Source organism: Gordonia aquimaris (assembly GCF_026262595.1).
Taxonomy (GTDB): domain Bacteria; phylum Actinomycetota; class Actinomycetes; order Mycobacteriales; family Mycobacteriaceae; genus Gordonia; species Gordonia tangerina.
Window position 1 is genome coordinate 246151 of record NZ_JAPKFM010000005.1, and the last position, 20952, is coordinate 267102.

The 20952-nt window shown below is 67.0% G+C and carries 19 protein-coding genes; 14 read left to right on the forward strand and 5 right to left on the reverse strand.

Translation table 11 applies throughout. The features are described from left to right. Nucleotides 1-47: 47 nt before the first annotated feature. Both OSB52_RS07865 and OSB52_RS07870 read right to left on the reverse strand, forming a co-directional pair. Nucleotides 48-1154 carry a DoxX family protein gene (locus OSB52_RS07865; RefSeq protein ID WP_235723077.1) on the reverse strand — a complete coding sequence of 369 codons (1107 nt, stop codon included), beginning with the start codon at nucleotides 1152-1154 and terminating at the stop codon, nucleotides 48-50. Between the two features lie 132 nt (nucleotides 1155-1286). Continuing rightward, the gene (locus OSB52_RS07870; RefSeq protein WP_235723076.1) at nucleotides 1287-1970 is read right to left on the reverse strand and encodes an MBL fold metallo-hydrolase; all 684 of its coding nucleotides are present in this window, start codon (nucleotides 1968-1970) and stop codon (nucleotides 1287-1289) included. A gap of 236 nt (nucleotides 1971-2206) precedes the next feature. On the opposite strand from OSB52_RS07870, the gene uvrA reads away from it, so the two are divergent. Then, entirely contained in the window at nucleotides 2207-5089 is a 2883-nt protein-coding gene (uvrA, locus tag OSB52_RS07875) for an excinuclease ABC subunit UvrA (protein WP_235723075.1), read from the forward strand. A gap of 62 nt (nucleotides 5090-5151) precedes the next feature. On the opposite strand, the gene OSB52_RS07880 is transcribed toward uvrA, so the two are convergent. From OSB52_RS07880 to OSB52_RS07890, 3 genes are all read right to left on the reverse strand, one after another. Continuing rightward, nucleotides 5152-6033 carry a DUF559 domain-containing protein gene (locus tag OSB52_RS07880; RefSeq protein WP_235723074.1) on the reverse strand — a complete coding sequence of 294 codons (882 nt, stop codon included), beginning with the start codon at nucleotides 6031-6033 and terminating at the stop codon, nucleotides 5152-5154. Nucleotides 6034-6135: 102 nt separating this feature from the next. Continuing rightward, complete coding sequence (locus tag OSB52_RS24975) at nucleotides 6136-6447, reverse strand: PspA domain-containing protein (protein WP_235723073.1); 312 nt, start codon at nucleotides 6445-6447, stop codon at nucleotides 6136-6138. Between the two features lie 9 nt (nucleotides 6448-6456). Next, complete coding sequence (locus OSB52_RS07890) at nucleotides 6457-6900, reverse strand: DUF1844 domain-containing protein (RefSeq protein ID WP_235723072.1); 444 nt, start codon at nucleotides 6898-6900, stop codon at nucleotides 6457-6459. Nucleotides 6901-7199: 299 nt separating this feature from the next. Between OSB52_RS07890 and infC the strand changes: the two genes are divergently transcribed. The 13 genes from infC (at nucleotide 7200) to OSB52_RS07955 (ending at nucleotide 20868) form a co-directional block, all read left to right on the forward strand. Continuing rightward, nucleotides 7200-7796: a translation initiation factor IF-3 gene (infC, locus tag OSB52_RS07895; protein WP_235723255.1), complete on the forward strand. Its 597-nt coding sequence runs from the start codon at nucleotides 7200-7202 to the stop codon at nucleotides 7794-7796. Between the two features lie 107 nt (nucleotides 7797-7903). Then, a complete protein-coding gene (gene rpmI / locus OSB52_RS07900) occupies nucleotides 7904-8098 on the forward strand; it encodes a 50S ribosomal protein L35 (protein ID WP_235723071.1) in 195 nt (64 codons plus the stop codon). Between the two features lie 62 nt (nucleotides 8099-8160). Continuing rightward, the gene (rplT, locus tag OSB52_RS07905; protein ID WP_235723070.1) at nucleotides 8161-8541 is read left to right on the forward strand and encodes a 50S ribosomal protein L20; all 381 of its coding nucleotides are present in this window, start codon (nucleotides 8161-8163) and stop codon (nucleotides 8539-8541) included. A gap of 31 nt (nucleotides 8542-8572) precedes the next feature. After that, nucleotides 8573-9370: a TrmH family RNA methyltransferase gene (locus tag OSB52_RS07910; protein ID WP_266061124.1), complete on the forward strand. Its 798-nt coding sequence runs from the start codon at nucleotides 8573-8575 to the stop codon at nucleotides 9368-9370. A gap of 100 nt (nucleotides 9371-9470) precedes the next feature. Next, nucleotides 9471-10790, forward strand: coding sequence for an acyltransferase family protein (locus OSB52_RS07915; RefSeq protein WP_266061125.1), 1320 nt, complete (start codon nucleotides 9471-9473; stop codon nucleotides 10788-10790). Between the two features lie 105 nt (nucleotides 10791-10895). Further along, the gene (gene pheS, locus OSB52_RS07920; RefSeq protein ID WP_235723067.1) at nucleotides 10896-11957 is read left to right on the forward strand and encodes a phenylalanine--tRNA ligase subunit alpha; all 1062 of its coding nucleotides are present in this window, start codon (nucleotides 10896-10898) and stop codon (nucleotides 11955-11957) included. 61 nt (nucleotides 11958-12018) lie between these two features. Continuing rightward, the gene (gene pheT / locus OSB52_RS07925) at nucleotides 12019-14490 is read left to right on the forward strand and encodes a phenylalanine--tRNA ligase subunit beta (RefSeq protein WP_235723066.1); all 2472 of its coding nucleotides are present in this window, start codon (nucleotides 12019-12021) and stop codon (nucleotides 14488-14490) included. Between the two features lie 554 nt (nucleotides 14491-15044). After that, complete coding sequence (gene argC / locus OSB52_RS07930; RefSeq protein WP_235723065.1) at nucleotides 15045-16082, forward strand: N-acetyl-gamma-glutamyl-phosphate reductase; 1038 nt, start codon at nucleotides 15045-15047, stop codon at nucleotides 16080-16082. Next, nucleotides 16079-17317, forward strand: a complete 1239-nt coding sequence (argJ, locus tag OSB52_RS07935; RefSeq protein WP_266061128.1) for a bifunctional glutamate N-acetyltransferase/amino-acid acetyltransferase ArgJ — start codon at nucleotides 16079-16081, stop codon at nucleotides 17315-17317. The genes argC and argJ overlap by 4 nt, the downstream gene beginning before the upstream one ends. After that, entirely contained in the window at nucleotides 17314-18216 is a 903-nt protein-coding gene (gene argB / locus OSB52_RS07940; RefSeq protein ID WP_235723063.1) for an acetylglutamate kinase, read from the forward strand. The genes argJ and argB overlap by 4 nt, the downstream gene beginning before the upstream one ends. Further along, a complete protein-coding gene (locus tag OSB52_RS07945; protein WP_266061129.1) occupies nucleotides 18213-19406 on the forward strand; it encodes an acetylornithine transaminase in 1194 nt (397 codons plus the stop codon). The genes argB and OSB52_RS07945 overlap by 4 nt, the downstream gene beginning before the upstream one ends. Beyond that, complete coding sequence (gene argF / locus OSB52_RS07950) at nucleotides 19403-20323, forward strand: ornithine carbamoyltransferase (RefSeq protein WP_235723061.1); 921 nt, start codon at nucleotides 19403-19405, stop codon at nucleotides 20321-20323. The genes OSB52_RS07945 and argF overlap by 4 nt, the downstream gene beginning before the upstream one ends. Next, nucleotides 20323-20868 (forward strand): arginine repressor, encoded by a 546-nt coding sequence (locus OSB52_RS07955; protein WP_235723060.1) that lies wholly within the window; start codon nucleotides 20323-20325, stop codon nucleotides 20866-20868. Before argF ends, OSB52_RS07955 begins: the two co-directional genes overlap by 1 nt. Nucleotides 20869-20952: the final 84 nt, after the last annotated feature.

Below are 20952 nucleotides of genomic sequence, written 5' to 3' on the forward strand. Positions count from 1 at the left end.
CCGAGGTGACGAACCCCGGCCCGAGTGGGCGGGATCAGATGACGGAGCTATGAGCGGGCCTCTCGCAACCGGCGCCGACCCTCGTCGGCGCCCTTGGACGCCTTGTCGCGCGCGGTATCGGCGAGCGAGCTGACCTCGTCGGCCCACTCCGGAGCCCGGTCCCGGACTACGCCGGCAGCCTTGTCGGAGCGTCGCTGAGCTTCCGCGATCGCCTTGTCGGCTCGCTTCTGCGCGGTCTTGGTGGCCTTGTCGGCACGCTTTTGCGCAGTCTTGGCCGCCTTGTCGACGCGTTTCTGCGCAGTCTTGGTGGCCTTGTCGGACTTCTTCTGTGCTGCCTTGGCGGCCTTGCCGGCCTTCTCCGACTGCTTATGCGCCGCCTCGATGAATTCGGTCGAATGCTTTTGTGCGGCCTCGGCGAGCTCGGGGGCGCGCTGACGGATCAGTTCGGCCGCCTCGACGGACCGCTCGCGGGCGGCCTCGGCAAGTTCGGGTGCCCGGCTGCGGATGAGGTCAGCTGCCTCTGTGGACCGTTCGCGTGCCAGCTCGGCGAACTCCGGTGCCCGCTGGCGAATCACGTCGGCCGCTTCGGCCGAGCGCTCACCGATGACATGCGCACCCTCCTGGGAGCGTTCCACCAAGGAGTCCCAGCCGGATTCCGATGCGGCTGCGGTCAGCGGCAAGGCGGCCGCGATCGCATGGCTGGCGTCGGATGCCTTGCGCTTTCCACGCCAGGCCAACGAAGGTTTGCCTTCGGTGTCGACAGCGGCGATCAGCAGGCCGCCGACGAGGCTGACGTTCTTGAAGAACTGGGTCTTCTGTCGCGCCCTGGCCTCGGGATCGGTCTCCTCCCAGAACGCGTGGCCGGCGATCGTGGTGGGAACCGTCGACCCGGCGAGCGCCAATGCCGCGATCCGCGGAAACTTGCCGGTGGCCAACAGGATTCCGCCACCCACTTGTACCGCACCGTTGATCCGGACCAGCGTCTCCGGGTCGGTTGGCACCTTCTCGGTCACATCGTCGGGCAGGGTCTCGACGGACTTGTCGATGAAACCGCGTGCCGTCTCGGCCTTCGCGGTCGGGCTCCGCAGGGCGTCGATGCCGGAGGCAACGAACGCAGTGGCGAGCATGGGTCGGGCAATTCGGCGGATCAACACTGACGGCCTCCTCGTGACATGACTCGGATGCTCACCCCCATGGCTTGAGTGGCGAACCTTATCGAGGTTACCGGTCACCGGCAGCGTCTGCAGGTGCCCTGTTCGGAGGTCCGGTCAGGGTCTGCCCCGGGGTCACCAGCCGCGTTCGCGCCACTCGGCGAGGGCCGGTCGTTCGGCGCCCAGCGTGGTGTCGGTGCCATGGCCCGGGTACACGACGGTGGAATCCGGGTAGCGGTCGAACACCTTCGCGCTGACGTCGGCGAGGAGCGTCTCGAAGTCGCCGGGCTGCCAGGTCTTGCCGACGCCACCCGGGAACAGGCAGTCGCCGGTGAACAGATGCACCACGTCGCCGTCGCGGAGGGCCAGCGCGATGGATCCGGGAGTGTGTCCCACCAGATGGATGGCCTCCAGGGTGAGGTCACCCACCGAGATGGTGTCGCCGTCGTCGATCAACCGATCCGGCGTCACCGGCAGGGGGTCGGCGTCGAGCCGGCCGGTGGCGGTCGGGACATCGAGTCGGGCGGCCACCTCCGCGAGTGCCTGCCAGTGGTCGGGGTGCTGGTGGGTGGTGAAGATGAGTTCAGGTGTTCCGGGCAGCCCATCGACAACCGCCAGAATCCGGTCCGCGTCGTTGGCGGCGTCGATGACGAGCTGTTTCCCGGTCGCGGAACAGGTGATGATGTACACGTTGTTGTCCATCGGGCCGACCGACATCTTGACGATCGACGCAGAGGAGAGGTTCCTGCGCTGCGGGGATGGCGATTCGGACAGGTCGCCGCTGTAGCTGTCGCTGATCGAAACATCCTGAGGGCTCATGAGGCCAGGCTATGCCACCGGTGCGGCGCCGTGGTCGGTGTGCCCGACGGTTCTGCCCCGATCAGCGGTCATGCCACGCGCGTATCGTGGAGCAGTGGTCGACGGCACGACGTAGTTGTCGGAGTCCGTCGATAAGGTACGCGCGGAGCGGTCCAACCAGCAGGCCGACCGCCTCCACCCAGCTCACCTGCCAGCACTTCCGGCATGCCGGACAGCAACGAACGAGGACTTATCCAGTGGTTGACCGTCTCATTGTCCGCGGCGCCCGAGAACACAATCTGCGTGGGATCGATGTCGACCTCCCGCGCGACAGTCTCATCGTGTTCACCGGGTTGTCGGGGTCGGGGAAGTCGTCGTTGGCCTTCGACACCATCTTCGCCGAGGGCCAACGTCGCTACGTCGAATCGTTGTCGGCGTACGCCCGGCAGTTCCTCGGCCAGATGGACAAGCCGGATGTCGATTTCATCGAGGGGCTGTCGCCGGCGGTGTCGATCGACCAGAAGTCGACCAACCGCAACCCGCGGTCCACCGTCGGCACCATTACCGAGGTCTACGACTACCTGCGGCTTCTCTACGCCCGTGCCGGCCGTGCGCACTGCCCGGAATGCGGCGAGCTGATCGCCAAGCAGACGCCGCAGCAGATCGTCGACCAGGTGCTCGAGATGGAGGCCGGTGTCCGGTTCCAGGTGCTCGCGCCGGTGGTGCGCACCCGCAAGGGTGAGTTCGTCGATCTGTTCGCCGAACTGCAAACCCAGGGTTTCTCCCGCGCCCGCATCGACGGCGTCGTCCACCAGCTGACCGATCCGCCGAAGTTGAAGAAGCAGGAAAAGCACGACATAGAGGTTGTCGTGGATCGATTGGCCGTCAAACCGACGGCCAAGCAGCGTCTCACCGATTCGATCGAGACCGCGCTGCGGCTGGCCGACGGCATCGTGGTGCTGGACTTCGTAGACCTCGAGGAAGATGACCCGCACCGCGAACGACGCTTCTCCGAGCGCATGGCATGCCCCAACGGTCACCCGATCGCGATCGACGACCTCGAACCGCGGTCGTTCTCGTTCAACTCGCCCTACGGTGCGTGCCCGGAATGCGACGGCCTCGGCATCCGCAAGGAAGTCGACGAGGAACTCGTCGTCCCGGACCCTGAGCTGTCGCTGGCCGACGGCGCCATCGCGCCGTGGTCGACTGGTCACAACGCCGACTACTTCCTGCGACTCATGGGCGGCCTGGCCGATCAGATGGGCTTCTCGGTGGACACTCCGTGGAAGAAACTGCCGGCCAAGGCGCGTACCGCCATCCTCAAGGGCAGCGACCATCAGGTGCACGTCAAGTTCCGCAACCGCTACGGCCGAACCCGCTCGTACTACACCGAGTTCGAAGGTGTGCTCTCGTTTCTCGCGCGGCGGATGGATCAGACCGAGTCCGAGCAGATGAAGGAACGCTACGAGGGCTACATGCGCGACATCCCCTGTCCCGCGTGTCAGGGCGCACGCCTGCGGCCCGAGATCCTGTCGGTGACCCTCGACCATCCCAGCTACGGCGCGATGTCCATCGCCGAGGTGTGCGCACTGTCGGTGGCCGAATGCGCCGACTACCTCAACGGCCTGAAACTCGACGAACGGCAGGCGGCCATCGCCGGGCGGGTGCTCAAAGAGGTACAGGCGCGAATCACCTTCCTGCTCGACGTCGGTCTCGAATACCTGTCGCTGTCGCGTGCGGCGGGTTCGTTGTCCGGCGGCGAGGCGCAGCGCATCCGACTGGCGACCCAGATCGGTTCCGGTCTGGCCGGGGTTCTCTACGTCCTGGACGAACCGTCCATCGGTCTGCATCAGCGCGACAACCGTCGCCTCATCGAAACCCTCACGCGCCTGCGTGATCTCGGCAACACGCTGATCGTCGTCGAGCACGATGAGGACACCATCCGCTCGGCCGACTGGATTGTCGACATAGGCCCACGCGCCGGTGAACACGGCGGTGAGGTGGTGCACAGTGGAAGCTACAAAGATCTGTTGAAGAATCGTCGTTCGCTGACCGGTGCCTACCTGTCGGGCCGCGACGAGTTGCCGATCCCGGCGATCCGCCGTCCGATCTCACGCAAGAAGCAACTGACCGTGGTGGGTGCGCGCGAACACAACCTGCAGGGTATCGAGGTCGGGTTCCCGCTCGGTGTGCTCACCGCCGTCACCGGGGTGTCCGGGTCGGGTAAGTCGACGCTGGTCAACGACATCCTCGCGACTGTGCTGGCCAACAAGCTCAACGGCGCACGACAGGTGCCCGGTCGGCACACCCGGGTCAAGGGACTCGACCAACTCGACAAGCTCGTCCGGGTCGACCAGTCACCGATCGGGCGCACGCCGCGGTCCAACCCGGCGACCTACACCGGAGTCTTCGACAAGATCCGCACGTTGTTCGCCGCAACCACCGAGGCCAAGGTGCGCGGGTACCAGCCGGGCCGATTCTCGTTCAACGTGAAGGGCGGTCGCTGCGAAGCGTGCACCGGCGAGGGCACCATCAAGATCGAGATGAACTTCCTGCCCGACGTCTACGTCCCGTGCGAGGTGTGCCACGGTGCGCGCTACAACCGCGAGACCCTCGAGGTGCACTACAAGGGCAAGACCATCTCCGAGGTCCTCGACATGCCGATCGAGGAGGCCGCCGAGTTCTTCGAACCGGTCACGTCGATCCACCGGTATTTGAAGACGCTGGTCGACGTCGGCCTGGGCTACGTCCGGCTGGGTCAACCTGCCCCGACGCTGTCGGGTGGTGAGGCGCAACGCGTGAAGCTGGCGTCCGAGTTGCAGAAGCGGACCAACGGTCGGGCCGTCTACATCCTCGATGAGCCGACCACCGGTCTGCACTTCGAGGACATCAAGAAGCTGCTCGCGGTGATCAACGGTCTCGTCGACAAGGGCAACACGGTGATCGTCATCGAGCACAACCTCGACGTCATCAAGACCGCCGACTGGATCATCGATATGGGTCCTGAGGGCGGTACCGGGGGCGGCACCGTGGTAGCCGAAGGCACCCCCGAGGACATCGCACTCGAGCCCGCCAGCCACACCGGAAAGTTCCTCGCCGACATCCTCGACGTCGACGAGACGGTCGCCTCCGCTGGCTAACCCCGATTTCGTAGTACGAACCGTCGATATTTCACACGTTCGTACTACGGATCCGGGGAGGCTTATGCCGCGGTCGCCTGCTTGACGGCGGCCCGGATCTGGGCGAGGACCCACAGCGGGCGCGTGGTGATGTCGTGCCACGTGAACCGGAGCACGGTCCAGCCGTTGGCAATGAGGTTGTTCTGTCTTTCCCGGTCGTGTTGGAACGCGTCGGCATCGCTGTGGAAGGCGAAGCCGTCGATCTCGATGTCGATCTTGTGGTCGGGGATCGCGATGTCGAGCACGTACCCACACGCGGGATGGTTCTGCGTCCATCCGACGATGTCCGACGACTCGAGCAGGGCCACTGTCTTGCGTTCGCCCTCCGAGCGCGCACCGGACGACATGGCGGCCAACATCGCACGCGAACGCGGCGAGCCTCGTCGTCCCGCGTTGCGCTTCTGCGCCTCAATGAGCGCAGACAGTGTTGTGTGCTGATTGAGCAGCGCGTTGTCCATCACCCGCACGCCGATGTCGACGGCGGCGTCGAGCACAGTCAGCGGCACCTGCGTCACAGGCAGGCCGTCGATGGCGGTCAGATCTGCGGCGTGCAGCGTGCGGTGCCAAACGCGGGCGCCCGGCACCGGCCGACCGCGTCGGCCGTGCGGCGTGATCACCGTGATCGTCGACCGTGGGTGGGGGATCAGGCCGTGCCACCACGCAGCGCTTCCGCTGCAGAGCGCCGCGCCCGGTCCCGCGGAGAGAACCGCGATTCGGGCACGCATGCGGTCGTCGAGCAGCCGGTCCGCGACGCGATAGACCGAGCGGGTCACGCGAATCCACTCACCGGAAGCGACACGACGTCGGGCACCGTCGGCGCTGCCGCCGCAGGCAGTCGCCTGGGTGAGGCTGAACACCCCGTCGTGATCGGCGATCATCCTGCGCAACGCTGCCAAATCCGTCATGCGGATTGGACGCACCGGCGCCACTGACGGTTCCACCTCAGTTCTCGTAGTCCGAACTGTACGAAAAACGCCGGTTCGTACTACGAAACCGGGGGCTGGGGGCTACTTGCCCATGGACTTGCGGATCTCGTCGAGCTTGCGTTTGGCGGCCTCGTCGCGCGTGCGCATCATCTCGTCGACTTGCCGGCCCTCGGGGCTGGCATGGGCCAGTTCCTCGCTGCCGATAGCGGTGGAGATGCGGTTCTCGATCTTGTCGCGGACGAAGTCGAAGGTGGGCACGCCCGACTCGGAGTAATAGGGGTCGGTGACCGGTGGGACGGACTCGGACGTCGCCGGGGGAGCCGATGCCGGGTCGGCGACGACCTCACCCTCGATGACGTCCGGGTTCGGGTCCTTCGGTGTGTGGCTGGTCACCCCTCCAGCCTACGTCGCGCCTCCGGGTGAGCGACGTCGGTCGCGCACCGGACCGGTGTACTTCTCTCCCGGACCCTCGCCCGGCTCGTCCGGATAGGCGCTCGCGTCGCGGAACGCCAACTGCAGTTGCTTGAGGCCGTCGCGGATGGGCGCGGCATGAACCCCGAGGTCGGCCTTCGACGCATCGACGAGCCCGGCCAGGGCGGTGATCAGTTTGCGTGCTTCGTCGAGGTCCACGCTGTCGGGGTCGGCACCCTCCGCCAGACCGAGCTTCTCCGCGGACGCGCTCATCAACATCACGATCGCGCGCGTGATGACCTCGATGGACGGAATATCGGCCAGATCGCGCACGTTATCCATGTCGGTCTGCTCCGGACCGAGTGCCCCGTCGCTCCCTCCCGGATCGCCCTCACCGGGCATCTGCGCAGGTGACGAATAGGAGTTCTCGGCCATGGCTGCTAGACTCCCACAGTACGACCGCCCCGGTTCGCGCCGGGGTCGCAAGTGGAGTTCCGCTCCCACCGTCACGACGCGGCCAGTCCGCAGTTGTACGGTCCGGTTCACGCCGATGGTCGCGAAGCTGCTGAGCTGCGCGAACGCGTCGGTTCGACGTGTGCGTCGGCGAACCGGTCGGTATCGGAGCCCTGCGGATGCGATCAGCGTCCCGGGGCTCTTCTGCTGAGAGCGATCCTCCTGCCACCGGAGTCACGACTCCTGGCGGTCACCAGAGAAGAACTGATCAAGGAGGCCCCATCAGCACTGAGACCCGCATCAACGAGCGCATCCGCGTCCCTGAGGTCCGACTCGTCGGACCCAACTCGGAGCAGGTGGGCATCGTGCGTGTTGAAGATGCGCTTCGCCTGGCCTACGAGGCCGATCTCGACTTGGTCGAGGTCGCGCCGGACGCACGGCCACCCGTGTGCAAGATCATGGACTACGGCAAGTTCAAGTACGAAGCCGCCCAGAAGCAGCGCGAGTCGCGTCGCAACCAGCAGATGACCGTCATCAAGGAGCAGAAGCTCCGCCCGAAGATCGACGACCACGATTACGAGACCAAGAAGGGTCACGTCGTCAGGTTTCTCGAGGCCGGATCCAAGGTGAAGGTGACCATCATGTTCCGCGGTCGCGAGCAGTCGCGCCCCGAACTGGGCTACCGACTTCTGCAGCGCCTGGGCAACGACGTCGCCGACTACGGCTTCATCGAGACCTCGGCCAAGCAGGACGGCCGCAACATGACCATGGTGCTGGCACCGCACAAGGGTGCGAAGACGCGACAGAAGGCCCAGCAGGGTCGCGACCGCGGTCCCAAGCCTGCGGCCGCCGCCCAGGACGAGAAGACCAGCCAGTAGCCGATCGGATGGCTCAGAGCCGTCCGGTCGCTCAGACACTGACCGCAGCGTGCGAGACACACCCGTGGCGACACGGGTGGTTTCGTTCGCCCGAATGAAGGAAGAACATGCCGAAGAGCAAGACCCACAAGGGTACCGCCAAGCGTTTCAAGGTGACCGGCAGCGGCAAGGTCGTTCGCCAGAAGGCCAATCGTCGCCACCTGTTGGAGCACAAGTCCTCGCGGCGCACCCGCCGCCTCGACGGCATCGCCGTCGTGAGCGACAGCGACGCCCCGCGCATCAAGCGACTGCTGAACAAGTGACCCGACCGGGGGATCCCCCGGCGACGGTCGACACCGACATCTGACGAACAAAGGATTGACACATGGCACGCGTGAAACGGGCGGTGAACGCCCAGAAGAAGCGTCGTTCGACCCTGGAGGCCTCCAAGGGTTACCGCGGACAGCGTTCGCGTCTGTACCGCAAGGCGAAGGAGCAGCAGCTCCACTCGATGACCTACGCCTACCGGGACCGTCGTGCCCGCAAGGGTGAGTTCCGCAAGCTGTGGATCTCGCGTATCAACGCCGCGGCCCGCGCCAACGACATCACCTACAACCGGCTGATCCAGGGCCTCAAGGCCGCCGGTGTCGAGGTGGATCGCAAGGTTCTCGCCGACATCGCCGTCACCGATCCCGAGGCATTCACCGGTCTCGTCGAGGTCGCCCGCAAGGCGCTGCCCTCCGACGTGAACGCACCGGCTGCCTGATCGCGACCGCCACACCCGCACACGACCCGTGATGGAAGTTCTCTCCGAACGTTCCACACGGGTCGTGTCGTATGCGAAGCTCCATCGCACCTCGGTTCGTCGGGCCGAGGGACGGTTTCTGGTGGAGGGACCAAATTCCGTCGGTGCCGCGCTGGCGACCGGACGCGCCGAACGAGTACTCGTCGGCGAGGGCGATGTCGAGCGCCACGCGCCTTTGATCGATGAGGCCCGGTCCGCCGGCGTGGTGATCGAGATGCTGTCCGACCGCGCGGTAAACAAGCTCTCCGAATCCACCACGCCACCGGGGATCTTCGCGGTCTGCACGTTGCTGGACCGGACCCTGTCGGCGGTGCTCGACGCGCAGCCGGCGCTGCTCGCGGTCGCCATCGAACCACGCGAGCCCGGCAACGCAGGAACATTGATCCGCTGCGCCGACGCCATGGGTGCGGACGCGATGATCCTGCTCGGCGACGCGGTCGATCCACACAACGCCAAATGCGTGCGGGCCTCGGCGGGCAGTGTGTTCCACCTCCCGGTCGTACGCCACCGCGACGTGGCCGACGGTCTGGCCGGAATCCGGTCCGCTGGCATCACCACCCTGGCGACGGCCGCCGACGGTGAACTATCCCTCGACGACGCCGACGACATCCTCTCCGGACCGACCGCATGGTTGTTCGGCAACGAGGCCCACGGATTGCCCGACGATGTCGCAGCCGCTGCCGACCATCGTGTCGCCATCCCCATCCGCGGTCGAGCCGAGAGCCTGAACCTGGCGTCGGCAGCCGCGATCTGTCTGTACGCGAGCGCCCGACAGCATCACCTCGCGTGATCCCCGCGTCCCGCCACCTCACACAGCGGCGGGTGTTTGCGCGGCCGATCTGAGTAGTTGTGCTCAGGTCCGGCAGCTCATGACAGGCCACGCTGGCGCCATGACCAGCACCGACACTGCGCGCCGTCGTGGGCGTCTGCCCTCCGCATCTGATCTCGACGCACTGACCGGTGACCGAGACCGGGTGATCGACCTGATCCGGTTGACGTCGCTCGTCGTCGTCATCGCAGGTCATTCGGTGATGTTGACGGTCACCGTCGACGCCGGGGGCCTCACGCCCGGCAATCTGCTCGCCGACTTCCCGATGCTGCAGGCCGCCACCTGGTTGTTGCAGGTCCTGCCGTTGTTCTTCTTCGCAGGCGCGGCAGCTGCCACCTACGGACTCTCCGCAGGACCCATGCCCGCCGCCGGCCACTGGCTGTTCACCCGGGCCCAACGGTTGCTCCGGCCGGTGTTCTGGTATCTGCTCGCGGTGCTCGCCACGAGCATGACGACGTCCGCGGTCGGCGCCGACGCCGCCGCCGATGTGGTCGCCCGTCTCGGTGTGCAATTGCTCTGGTTCCTCGGTGCGTACCTCCTTGTGCTCGCCATCGTCCCGCTGCTGCAACGCATCTGCGTACCGGTGCATGTTGTGGTCGCACTCGCGACGGCGTGGGGGATCACCGCAGTGGTCGACGTGCTCAGACTCGCCGTGGGTTGGCCGACAGTCGGCTATCTGTCGTTTCTGACGGTGTGGTCGATTCCCGCGATCCTCGGTGTCGCGTACGCCAAAGGGTTGGTGTCACCACGGCAGGCCGCTGCCGGTGCACTCGGGTTACTCATCGTCGACATCGCACTGGTCTCCGTTGGTCCGTACGAGAAGTCGCTGGTGACCGTGCCGGGGCAACAGGTGTCGAACATGAACCCGCCCAGTCTGTTGCTCGCCGGTCACGCGATCGTGTTGTGTGGCGCCGCGATCGCCGTGCGCCGCCCGTTGGCGAGGCTGGCCTCGAGGGCTCGCATCTGGTGGTGGGTGGTGTCGGGCAACCGGGGTGCGATGACCCTGTACCTCTGGCACCTGCCGATGCTTGCGCTGCTCATCGTCGCCGGGCAGTCGATCGGACTCAGCCGTGACCCCGCGCAGGGTGCTGCCCTGTTCGGAGTGGTCGTCGGCACCCAGACGGTGCTGCTGCTGGGTGCCATGGTTCCGGCGGTCGCTGCCTTGTCCGTGTTCGAGAACCGCTTGTTGCCCTGGTGGGATGGGCCGGTTGCGACCGGCGCCGCCCGGTCGCGTGACCTCATGGTGTCGGGTGCTCTCGTCGTCACCGGTGGCGCGACGTTGATGACTGCGCGCAACGGTCTCGTCGACGACGGGCTCGTGTGGGCTGCAGTCGCGGTTACCGGCGCTCTACTCGCGAGAGCGATGGCCGGTCGGCGTTGAAGCGGGCCGCCGGCGAGGAACCTGCGCCGCGGCACCACCAGCGGCTCGTCTACTGTTGTAGCCGCACCTAGACGCCCGTTTTCGATCCCGAGGAGACCGCCGACCGTGGCCAGCTCTGCCGACGACGCCCCAGAGATCCGGTTCCCCGAACCGCAGGAACTCGACGCCGCAGCGGCGGCCGCCGTCGCGGCATTCGACGCCGCCGGAGATCTCGACGAACTCGCGCGGGCCAAGACCGCGCACCTCGGCGATCGGTCTCCCGTCGCGCTGGCGCGGCGGGCGCTCGGCAGCCTTCCAAAGGACCAGCGTTCCTCAGCGGGCAAACTGGTCAACGAGGTCCGCGGTCGCGTCAGTGCCGCGCTCGATCTGCGCACCACATCGTTGCAGGCCGAACGCGATGCCGCCGTTCTGGTCGCCGAGGCAGTCGACGTCACCCTGCCCAGTGCGCGGCGCCGCGTCGGCGCGCGCCATCCCATCACGGTGATCGCCGAACAGGTCGCCGACGTCTTCGTGGGGATGGGCTGGGAAATCGCCGAAGGGCCCGAGGTCGAGACCGAGCACCACAACTTCGACGCACTCAACTTCCTGCCCGACCATCCCGCCCGCTCTATGCAGGACACGTTCTACATCGCACCCGAAGGATCGCGCCAGGTCCTGCGCACGCACACCTCGCCGGTGCAGGTGCGTTCGATGCTCAGTCGCGACCTGCCTATCTACGTGGCCTGCCCGGGCCGAACCTTCCGCACCGACGAACTCGACGCCACGCACACCCCCGTGTTCCATCAGATCGAGGGACTGGCCGTCGACAAGGGGCTGACCCTGGCGAATCTGCGCGGCACCCTCGAGGTGTTCGCCCGCGCACTGTTCGGTCCGGAGACCACCACGCGGATGCGGGCGAGTTACTTCCCGTTCACCGAGCCCTCGGCAGAGGTCGACGTGTGGTTCCCCGGTAAGAAGGGTGGACCCGGCTGGGTCGAGTGGGGCGGTTGCGGCATGGTCAATCCGAATGTGCTGCGGGCCAGCGGAATCGACCCCGACGTCTACTCCGGTTTCGCCTTCGGCATGGGGCTCGAGCGGACCCTGCAGTTCCGCAACGACATCTCCGACATGCGCGACATGGTCGAAGGTGACATTCGCTTCACCGTCCCCTTCGGCCCGGCAGTCTGACCGACGCCACCGCCCGGAAATCCGTCCCACGAGACCCGATCGATGAAAGTAGTTGGTTGACGTGCGTGCCCCACAGTCCTGGTACACCGAGGTCCTCCGGCAGGGCGATCCGCAGTGGTCGGCGACCGCCGACGAGATCGACCAGGCCTTTGTCCGGGTCGGATTCGAGATCGAGGACATCGACGCATTCCCGACGATCACCGGCCCGCTGGTGATCGGTCGGGTGGAGACCATTGAGGAACTCACCGAGTTCAAGAAGCCGATCCGGTTCTGCACGGTGGCGGTCGGGGAGGACGAACCCCGTGGCATTGTCTGCGGCGCACGCAATTTCGCTGAAGGTGATCTCATCGTCGCGGCGCTGCCGGGTGTGGTGTTGCCCGGTCCTTTCGAGATCGCCTCCCGCAAGACCTATGGGCGTATCTCCGATGGCATGATCTGCTCGGTCTCCGAGCTCGGGATCGGCAACGATCACAGCGGAATCCTGGTGTTGGCGCCGGGCACCGCCGAGCCGGGTGCGGATGCCCGTGAGGTGCTCGGCCTCGATGACGCGGCCATCGACGTCAACGTCACGCCCGACCGCGGATACGCATTCTCGATCCGCGGCCTGGGTCGCGAACTCGCCGGCAGCTTCGGTGTGCCGTTCGTCGATCCTGCGCTCGCCGCCACCGCCTCGGACGCGACGGGTGACGCCTGGCCGGTCGCCATCGACGACGACTCGTCGGCCACCCGCTACACGGCGCGCGTCATCTCCGGTGTCGACGCGACGGCGGTGTCGCCGTGGTGGATGCAGAAGCGCTTGATGGTCGCCGGTATCCGCCCGATCTCCGCGATCGTGGACATCACCAACTACGTGATGATCGAGCTCGGCCAGCCGCTGCATGCGTTCGACGCCGACAAGCTGACCGGCACCATCACGGTGCGCTCGGCGCAGCCGGGGGAGAAGCTCACCACTCTCGACGGTGTCGATCGGGTACTCGACACCGAGGACGTGGTGATCGCCGACGAGAGCGGTCCGGTCGCGCTCGCCGGGGTCATGGGCGGCGGAGCCACCGAGGTCGGTGCCGCCACCACGACGGTCCTGCTGGAGTCGGCCACCTTCGATCCGGTCCGTGTCTTCCGCACCGGTAAACGCCACAAACTCACCTCGGAGGCGAGTAAGCGCTTCGAACGCACCGTCGACCCCGAGGTCACGGCGGCGGCGTCGGATCGCGCGGCACAGCTCATCGTCGACATCGCGGGCGGTTCGGTGACCTCGCCGTTGAGTGAGGCGCGGGCGGTTGTGCCGACACCGTCGGCGATCTCGATCCCCGCCGACGAACCCGACCGGACCGCGGGCCTGACCTATCCCGCCGGCACCACTGCGGTGCGGCTGCGGGAGGTGGGATGCGTGGTCGAGGGTGGCGAACGCCTCGAGGTGACCCCGCCGTCCTGGCGGCCGGATCTTCGCCAGCGTGCGGACCTCGTCGAGGAGGTCCTTCGGCTCGAAGGGCTCGAGGACATCCCGGCTGTGGTGCCGCGCGCACCGGCCGGCACCGGCCTGACCGCCCCGCAGCGTCGGCGCCGCGCAGTCGGGCGCACGCTTGCGCTCGACGGTTTTGTCGAGGTCCTGCCTTATCCGTTCATGCCGGCCGGGGTGTTCGACGTCTGGGATCTGCCGGCCGACGACGATCGCCGGCGTACCGTCACGGTGCTCAACCCGCTGGAATCCGAACGCCCCGAACTGAACACCACACTGTTGCCGGGGCTGCTGGAAATGGCGGCACGCAACATCGCGCGCGGCCAGCGCGATCTCTCGCTGTACACGATCGGGCAGGTTGTTTTCGCCGGCGACAATGTCGAGCCGGTTGGCGCTCTTGATGTCTCGCAACGACCCGCCGAATCCGATATCGCGGCTCTCGACGCGTCGCTACCGCATCAGCCCTTACATGTGGCGGTCGCCCTCACCGGACTGCGCGATCCCGCCGGCCCATGGGGCCCCGGGCGAGTGGCCGACCATGTCGACGCCTTCGAGGCCGCCCGCACGATTGCGCGCGCAGCCGGGGTCGAGGTACAGCTGACCTCGGCCGAGCGTCGTCCATGGCATCCGGGTCGGTGTGCACGGATCAGCGTTGACGGCACAACCGTAGGATTTGCCGGTGAACTGCATCCGGCGGTGCTGGAACGTGCGGGCCTACCCAAGCGGTTGTGCGCGGTGGAGATCGATCTCGATGCGGTGCCCATCGTGGAACAGCTGCCCGCCCCGCAGGTGTCACCATTCCCGGCCGTCCTGCAGGACGTGGCGGTGGTGGTCGACGACACCGTTGCCGCCGCCGACGTACAGGCCGCGTTGCGCGACGGCGCCGGAGAGCTGCTCGAGGCGATCGACTTGTTCGACGTGTTCACGGGCGAACAGGTGGGTACGGGCAGCAAATCGCTCACGTTCGCGCTGCGTTTCCGCGCCGCCGACCGCACGCTGACCGAAGACGAGGCCAACGAGGCGAAACTCGCCGCCGTCGCCCATGCAGGTGCACAGGTCGGCGCGCGTATGCGCTGACGCAGACCTGCCCATCTGCTCATGACGTGATCGCGAGTGGCGTGGGCTGGCTTTTTGCTGGTGGTGTGACTGTGAGTGGTGTGGGCTGGCCCTTTGTGCTGGTGGTGTGATCGTGAGTGGTGTGGGCTGCCCCTTTTTGCTGGTGGTGTGACTGTGAGTGGTGTGGGTTGCCCCTTTGTGCTGGTGGTGTGATCGTGAGTGGAGTGGGTTGCCCCTTTGTGCTGGTGGTGTGACTGTGAGTGGAGTGGGCTGGCCCTTTTTGCTGGTGGTGTGACTGTGAGTGAAGTGGGCTGGCCCTTTCTGCTGGTGGTGTGACTGTGAGTGGAGTGGGTTGCCCCTTTGTGCTGGTGGTGTGATCGTGAGTGGAGTGGGTTGCCCCTTTTTGCTGGTGGTGTGACTGTGAGTGGAGTGGGCTGGCCCTTTTTGCTGGTGGTGTGACTGTGAGTGAAGTGGGCTGGCCCTTTCTGCTGGTCGAGTAGCCGCGCGAGCGAAGCGAGCCGGCGTATCGAGACCCCGCCGCTGAATTGATTTGCATCAGCGTGCATAATCATCATATGACGATCAGGGTGGCAGTCGCCGGTGCGAGCGGCTATGCGGGTGGTGAGATCCTTCGGCTTCTCTGCGGGCATCCGCGCCTGCGCACCGGGGACCTCGAGATCGGTGCACTGACCGCCGGGGGCAACGCCGGTAGCACGCTGGGATCCCTGCATCCGCACCTGTTGCCGCTGGCCGACCGGATCCTTGAGGACACCACCCCCGAGGTGCTCGCCGGTCACGACGTCGTGTTCCTCGGTCTGCCGCACGGTACGTCCGGCGAGATCGCCGATGCCTTGCCGCCGTCGACGCTCATCATCGATTGCGGCGCCGATCATCGGTTGCAGAACGCGCAGGACTGGCTCGACTACTACGGCAGCGAACATGCCGGGACCTGGCCATACGGTCTGCCCGAACTGCCCGGCAACCGTGACCGACTGCGCGACGCCTCGCGGATCGCGGTCCCGGGCTGCTATCCCACCGTGTCGATTCTGGCGTTGCGGCCGGCCATCGCAGCCGGTCTGGTGGACCCGCATGTCACGGTGGTCGCGGTGACCGGGGCGTCGGGCGCCGGCCGGTCCCCCAAGGTGGATCTGCTCGCCTCGGAGGTCATCGGCTCGGCACGGGCGTATGGCGTGGGTGGCGTCCATCGGCACACCCCCGAGATCTCTCAGGCGTTGTCGGAGGCGGCCGGCACGCCGGTCACCGTGTCGTTCACCCCGGTGTTGGCGCCGATGGCGCGAGGTATCCTCGCCACCTGCACCGCGCGCACCTCCGCGTCGACTGCTGAGGTGCGGGCCGCTTACGAGAAGGCCTACGGTGACGAGACATTCGTGCATCTACTGCCCGAAGGCGCACTGCCGAGCACAGGATCGGTGATGGGTGGCAACGCCGTCCAGCTGGCGGTCACCGTCGACGAGCGAGCCCAGACGCTGGTTGCGGTGGGCGCCATCGACAACCTGACCAAGGGCACCGGCGGCGCAGCAGTCCAATCGATGAACCTCGCGCTCGGCTGGGATGAGGCCGAGGGTCTGAGCACCGTGGGGGTGGCACCGTGACCGCAGACGATCGGATCACTCCGGGAGCCCCGCTCGACGCGCCCCGCCTCGTGCGGGCGCAGGGTGTCACCGCGCCGTTGGGATTCCGGGCGGCGGGAATCGCCGCCGGCATCAAGGCTTCCGGCGCTCCGGACCTCGCGCTGGTCTTCAACGAGGGACCGGAGTACGCCGCGGCCGGAGTCTTCACCCGCAATCAGGTGCAGGCGGCGCCGGTGCTGTGGAGCCGACAGGTGCTCACCGCCGGCCGGTTGCGTGCCGTCGTCCTCAACTCCGGCGGCGCCAACGCCTGTACCGGCCCGGGTGGCTTCCAGGACACTCACGCAACAGCCGAGGCGGTCGCCGATGCGCTCAGCAACTGGGGGACCGAGACCGGTGCCGTCGAGGTTGCGGTGTGCTCCACCGGACTGATCGGTGATCGGCTGCCGATGGATCGTGTGCTGGGCGGGGTCACCGAGATCGTGCACGAGATGGGCGGGGGACTGTCCGGCGGAACCGACGCCGCGCACGCGATCATGACCACCGACACCGTTCCGAAACAGGCTGCCCTGCATCATCCGCAGGGATTCAACGTCGGCGGCATGGCGAAGGGGGCGGGCATGCTCGCGCCCTCGCTGGCCACCATGCTGTGTGTGCTCACCACCGACGCACAGGTCGGTGCCGAGCAACTCGACGCCGCGTTGCGTCGCGCTACCGCACTGACATTTGACCGACTCGACGTCGACGGCTCGTGCTCCACCAACGACACCGTGTTGCTGCTGAGTTCCGGGGCCAGCCAGATACCGGTCGACCAGGCCGATCTCGACGCCGCGGTACTCGCCGTGTGCGACGACCTGGCCGCGCAGCTGATGGCCGACGCCGAGGGCGTCACCAAGCGCATCGTGATCACCGTGGCCGGCGCCCGGACCGAGGACGACGCCGTGACGGTCGGGCGGAGCGTCGCACGGGATTCCCTGGTCAAGACGGCGCTGTTCGGATCCGACCCCAACTGGGGTCGCGTGCTGGCTGCAGTGGGCATCGCATCGGTGACGATCGACCCGGACCGGATCGCGGTGTCGTTCAACGGGACCCCGGTCTGCGAGGCCGGCTGTGGAGTGGCCGGCGCACGCGATGTCGACCTGTCGGGTGAGGACATCGCGGTCCGCATCGAACTCGGGCAGGGAGACGCGTCGGCCAGTATCCGCACCACCGACCTCTCGCACGCGTACGTCGAAGAGAATTCGGCGTATTCGTCATGAGCGGGAAATCAGAGCTGAGCGCTCTCGACAAGGCGATGGTGCTCGCCGAGTCGTTGCCGGCACTGCAGTCACTCCACGGTGCGACCGTGGTGGTCAAGTACGGCGGCAACGCGATGGTCGACGACGACCTCAAATGTGCCTTTGCCGCAGACATGGTGTTGTTGCGCGCCTGTGGAATTCATCCTGTCGTGGTGCATGGCGGGGGACCGCAGATCTCGGCGATGCTCAAGCGACTCGGCCTCGAGGGTGAGTTCCGCGGCGGGTTCCGCGTCACCACTCCCGAGGTGATGGACGTCGCCCGGATGGTGTTGTTCGGACAGGTCGGACGTGAACTCGTCGGCCTGATCAACTCGCATGGCCCGTACGCGGTCGGTATCACCGGCGAGGACGCGCACTTGTTCACCGCGACCCGGCGAACCGTGCGGGTGGATGGTGTCGCGACCGACATCGGTCTCGTCGGCGACATCACCTCGGTCAACACCTCGGCGGTGCTCGATCTCGTGGCCGCCGGCCGGATTCCGGTGGTGTCCACCATCGCCCCGGATCGTGACGGAGTGGTGCACAACATCAACGCCGACACCGCCGCGGGTGCGCTCGCGGAGGCGCTAGGCGCGTCGCGGCTGGTGGTGCTGACCGACATCGAGGGCCTTTACACCGACTGGCCAGACCGTACGTCGCTGGTCGCGCAGATCGGCACCGACCGCCTCGCGGCGCTGCTGGGATCACTCGACGCTGGAATGGTGCCGAAGATGGAGGCCTGCCTGCGAGCCGTCACCGGAGGGGTGCGGGCGGCCCACGTGATCGACGGGCGCGTACCGCATTCGGTGATCGCCCAACTCCTGACCGAGAGCTCGACCGGCACCACCGTGACCGCCGACAACGAGGGGGAACTCGCATGACAGAACCGTTGCAGCAGCGGTGGTCGGCCGCACTGATGAACAACTACGGCACCCCGGCGATCGCGTTGACCAGTGGGTCCGGTGCCGTGGTGCGCGACGCCGACGGCAAGGAGTACCTTGATCTGCTCGGCGGGATCGCGGTCAATGCACTCGGACATGCCCACCCGGCCCTGATCGACGCCGTCACCACTCAGATGCAGACCCTGGGGCACGTCTCCAACCTCTACGTCAGTGCGCCCGCAGTGGAACTGGCCGAGCGCCTGCTCGACAAGTTCGGCCATTCCGGTCGCGTGTTCTTCTGCAACTCGGGCACCGAGGCGAACGAGGCGGCGTTCAAGCTCGCCCGGCTGACCGGTAGGCCGGAGATCATCGCCGCCGAGCGGGCCTTCCACGGTCGCACCATGGGTGCGCTCGCGATGACCGGTCAGCCGGCGAAACGTGCTCCGTTCGAGCCCATGCCGCCCGGTGTGCGGTTCGTCCCCTACGGAGATGTCGCGGCGCTCGACGCCGCGGTCACCGACCGCACCGCGGCGGTCATCCTCGAACCCATTCTCGGGGAAAGTGGTGTCGTGGTGCCGCCCAACGGTTTCCTCGCCGAAGCGCGGCGGATCACCTCCGAACGCGGAGCGCTGCTGATCTTCGACGAGGTGCAGACCGGAATCGCACGTACCGGCGCGTTCTTCGCCCACCAGTCCGCAGGCGTGGTACCCGACGTGATGACCCTGGCGAAGGGGCTCGGCGGCGGGTTGCCGATCGGGGCCTGCATTGCCACCGGTCGCGCCGCCGACCTGTTCGAGCCGGGCCAGCACGGCACCACCTTCGGTGGGAATCCGACGTGTACGGCTGCGGCGCTTGCGGTTCTGCGGGTCATCGAGGAAGAGGGGCTCGTCGATCAGGTGGCCGCGGTGGGCAAATCGATCGCGACGGGCATCGAGGAACTCGATCATCCACAGGTGTCCCATGTGCGCGGGGCGGGTCTGCTGCTCGGTGTCGTGCTGCGCAACCCGCTCGCCGCGCGGGCCGAGAGGGCCGCGCGTGACGCGGGATTCCTGATCAACGCGCCCGCGCCGGATGTACTGCGGTTGGCGCCACCGCTGATCCTCACCGAAGAACAGGGGGCAGGCTTCGTCGCCGCTTTGCCCGCGATCCTGGACCAGGCGGCCGCAGACGAGCAGGGGGAGAAGGCATGACGAGGCACTTTCTGCGTGACGACGACCTGTCGCCGGCGGAGCAGGCCGAGGTGTTGGCTCTGGCCGCCGAGCTCAAGGCATCGCCGTTCGCACAGCGGCCCCTCGAGGGGCCGCGCGGGGTGGGGGTGATCTTCGACAAGAACTCGACCCGTACCCGCTTCTCCTTCGAAATGGGGATAGCGCAGCTCGGCGGGCACGCTGTCGTCGTCGACGGCACCACCACCCAACTGGGGCGTGACGAGACCATCGAGGACACCGGGCGGGTGCTCTCGCGATTCGTCGATGCGATCGTGTGGCGGACCTTCGGTCAGGACCGCCTCGAGGCGATGGCATCCACGGCGACGGTGCCGGTGATCAACGCGTTGTCGGACACCTTCCATCCGTGCCAGGTACTCGCGGATCTGCAGACCATCATCGAACGCAAGGGGCCACCCGCCGGCTTGGCGATGACCTACCTCGGCGACGGCGCAAACAACATGGCCCATTCGCTGGCACTCGGTGGCGTCACCGCGGGGATGCATGTGACCATCAGTGCGCCAACCGGTTTCGAGCCGGCAGCCGAGGTGCTGGAGGCGGTTCGGGCGCGTGCCGAGCAGGCCGGCGGCTCGGTGCGGGTCGTCGCCGACCCGGCGACCGCGGTGGCCGGCGCAGATGTGCTGGTCACCGACACCTGGACATCGATGGGTCAGGAGACCGACGGGAAGGATCGCAAAGGACCCTTCCGGCCGTACCAGATCAACGACGAGCTGCTGGCACAAGCTGACCCCGGCGCCATCGTGCTGCACTGCCTGCCCGCACACCGCGGCGAGGAGATCACCGACGCCGTGATCGATGGCCCGGCCAGCGTGGTCATCGATGAGGCGGAGAACCGGCTGCACGCCCAGAAGGCGCTGCTGGTCTGGTTGTTGAGGCAGTGATGACCGCAGAACGCACTCCCACGGCCCGGTCGGCAGCCCCCTCGTCCCGCCTCACCGCGGGCGAGACCCGGCTGGCGGCGACCAAGGCCGGACGGCACGCGCGCATCGTCGATCTGTTGGCCGCCCACCAGGTACGCAGCCAAGCCGAATTGCAGCACCTGCTCGCCGACCAGGGCATCGAGGCCACCCAGGCGACGCTCTCCCGGGATCTGGACGAACTCGGTGCGATCAAGTTACGCGGCGCCGACGGCGGCATCGGTCGCTACGTGGTCCCAGAGGACGGGTCGCCGGTGCGCGGCGTCTTCGGCGGTACCGACCGTCTCTCCCGACTGCTGGCGGAGTTGCTCGTGTCCACCGACTCCAGTGGCAATCTGGCTGTGCTGCGGACCCCGCCCGGCGCCGCCCATTACCTCGCCAGCGCCATCGACCGCGCGAGCCTACCCGACGTGGTGGGCACGATCGCCGGGGATGACACCATCTTCGTGGTGGCCCGGGAACCGATCGACGGTGCCGAACTCGCCCGACGAATCGAGGGCCTCGTGTAACCACGCGGCCCGTTCCCGACAGCTTCAGATAGTGGCCACGCGCCACAGCCCACAAGAGAACAATCAACTCACAACGCGCCACGA

Bases quoted from the DNA above. Each gene is read 5' to 3' on its own strand.
- OSB52_RS07910 (WP_266061124.1), top strand. From the start codon at position 8,573: ATGGAAGTTCTCTCCGAACGTTCCACACGGGTCGTGTCGTATGCGAAG.
- OSB52_RS07870 (WP_235723076.1), bottom strand. From the start codon at position 1,970: ATGAGCCCTCAGGATGTTTCGATCAGCGACAGCTACAGCGGCGACCTG.
- OSB52_RS07880 (WP_235723074.1), bottom strand. From the start codon at position 6,033: ATGACGGATTTGGCAGCGTTGCGCAGGATGATCGCCGATCACGACGGG.
- argC (WP_235723065.1), top strand. From the start codon at position 15,045: ATGACGATCAGGGTGGCAGTCGCCGGTGCGAGCGGCTATGCGGGTGGT.
- OSB52_RS07955 (WP_235723060.1), top strand. From the start codon at position 20,323: ATGACCGCAGAACGCACTCCCACGGCCCGGTCGGCAGCCCCCTCGTCC.
- argB (WP_235723063.1), top strand. From the start codon at position 17,314: ATGAGCGGGAAATCAGAGCTGAGCGCTCTCGACAAGGCGATGGTGCTC.
- argF (WP_235723061.1), top strand. From the start codon at position 19,403: ATGACGAGGCACTTTCTGCGTGACGACGACCTGTCGCCGGCGGAGCAG.
- rplT (WP_235723070.1), top strand. From the start codon at position 8,161: ATGGCACGCGTGAAACGGGCGGTGAACGCCCAGAAGAAGCGTCGTTCG.
- OSB52_RS07945 (WP_266061129.1), top strand. From the start codon at position 18,213: ATGACAGAACCGTTGCAGCAGCGGTGGTCGGCCGCACTGATGAACAAC.
- OSB52_RS07915 (WP_266061125.1), top strand. From the start codon at position 9,471: ATGACCAGCACCGACACTGCGCGCCGTCGTGGGCGTCTGCCCTCCGCA.
- rpmI (WP_235723071.1), top strand. From the start codon at position 7,904: ATGCCGAAGAGCAAGACCCACAAGGGTACCGCCAAGCGTTTCAAGGTG.
- OSB52_RS07890 (WP_235723072.1), bottom strand. From the start codon at position 6,900: ATGGCCGAGAACTCCTATTCGTCACCTGCGCAGATGCCCGGTGAGGGC.